This window comes from Maricaulis virginensis (genome assembly GCF_027922185.1).
In the GTDB taxonomy this organism is placed as follows: Bacteria; Pseudomonadota; Alphaproteobacteria; order Caulobacterales; family Maricaulaceae; genus Maricaulis; species Maricaulis virginensis.
Genome location: NZ_BSFE01000018.1, coordinates 1 through 1187, shown reverse-complemented (window position 1 = coordinate 1187; position 1187 = coordinate 1). Strand labels below are relative to the sequence as shown.

3 protein-coding genes are annotated in these 1187 nt (G+C 66.0%); 2 read left to right on the top strand and 1 reads right to left on the bottom strand.

Going from position 1 to position 1187, the window contains the following annotated elements; all coding sequences use genetic code 11:
- Nucleotides 1-306: winged helix-turn-helix domain-containing protein (locus PKE71_RS17530; protein WP_271188314.1), on the bottom strand; the 306-nt coding region annotated here is incomplete at its 3' end.
- A gap of 190 nt (nt 307-496) precedes the next feature.
- Between PKE71_RS17530 and PKE71_RS17525 the strand changes: the two genes are divergently transcribed.
- Both PKE71_RS17525 and PKE71_RS17520 read left to right on the top strand, forming a co-directional pair.
- Nucleotides 497-958 (top strand): hypothetical protein, encoded by a 462-nt coding sequence (locus tag PKE71_RS17525; RefSeq protein ID WP_271188313.1) that lies wholly within the window; start codon nt 497-499, stop codon nt 956-958.
- A gap of 4 nt (nt 959-962) precedes the next feature.
- On the top strand, nt 963-1139 hold the full coding sequence (locus tag PKE71_RS17520) for a hypothetical protein (protein ID WP_271188312.1): 177 nt from the start codon (nt 963-965) through the stop codon (nt 1137-1139).
- The last annotated feature ends 48 nt before the right edge of the window (nt 1140-1187 follow it).

Sequence of the window (1187 nt, the reverse complement as noted above, 5' to 3'; positions counted from 1 at the left end):
GGTCTTGCCGCTCCCTGCGTAGCCACCGATGAGGATGACGCGCGGCGCTCGGGTCGGCTCGGCTGCTGCTTGCGGTCGCTCGTAGCGGACCACTCGACGAGAGCGTGACACGTTCTCAATCAACCCCTCTTCGGCGAGGACCTTCAACGCCTGACTCACCGTGAAGACGCTCGTCTCCCACTTCGCGGCGAGTTCGCGAGTCGACGGCAGGGACTCACCGTCACGGAGGACGCCAGCCTCGATCTGCGTACGCACGTCGCGCGTAATGCGCTCCTGCTGCGTGCCTCGCCCGTCGTGGTCGCTCATGTCCGCCTCCGCACCGATCTGATCGGCCGCTCTCGAACAACAACTGTCATGACAACTGTCCCACGCCTCCGCCAGATCCGGCGAAATTGAGCGGGAAAGTTTGAGATAACAGTTGACTTGCGTGACCTAACCGTTGTTATATGGATGTGAGGCGGCCCACAGAGCCGCACACAACCAAGGAGACAGAACCATGGCGATGAAGCAGCGTTTCGCAGTCCAGCACGGCGACGTGTTCCCCCAGGGAGCGTTCCTCAAGGGCGAGGTCGAGCCGGTCCTCGACTTCCAGGCAGGGAAGCGGGCCGATGGGTCGATGCCCCAGCAGCTCGATAAGGACACCGGGCTTCCGGTCTGGCAGGTCGTGATCCTCGACGCCGACGACACGGCCGGGAAGAAGGACACCGCGATCACGGTCAAGTTCGCCGCCAAGCACCAGCCCGTGCCCCCGGCCAACGACACCCCGTTCCCCTGGACCCCGGTCGAGTTCGTCGGGCTCACCGCTCTGCCGTACGTGGAGTACACGGGCGGGAAGAACAAGGAGGGCCAGGACCGGACCCGAATCACCTGGTCCTACCGGGCTGAGTCGATGGTGAAGCCCGGCGAGAACCCCGCTCGCAAGCCCGCCGCTGGTGCTGCTGCCACGAAGGCCGCCTGACGCCGTGAGCGTCTACCTGGTGTGGATCGGCGATGGGTCCGACCCGGCGCACTTCGCCGCGCTCAACGCCGATCTCACCCTGTGTGGCCAGCCCAACGCCGGGCAGGCCTGGACCTGGGACTACCCCGACCTCTCCACCCCGGTGTGCCCGATCTGCCGCGCCAAGGCGGCAGGCCTGTGAGCACACCCCACATTCACCCGCCAGCCGTCGCGGAAGGGAAGCCGTAGC

Excerpts from the sequence above, each read along its gene's own strand:
- PKE71_RS17525 (WP_271188313.1), top strand. The coding sequence starts at position 497 with ATGGCGATGAAGCAGCGTTTCGCAGTCCAGCACGGCGACGTGTTCCCC.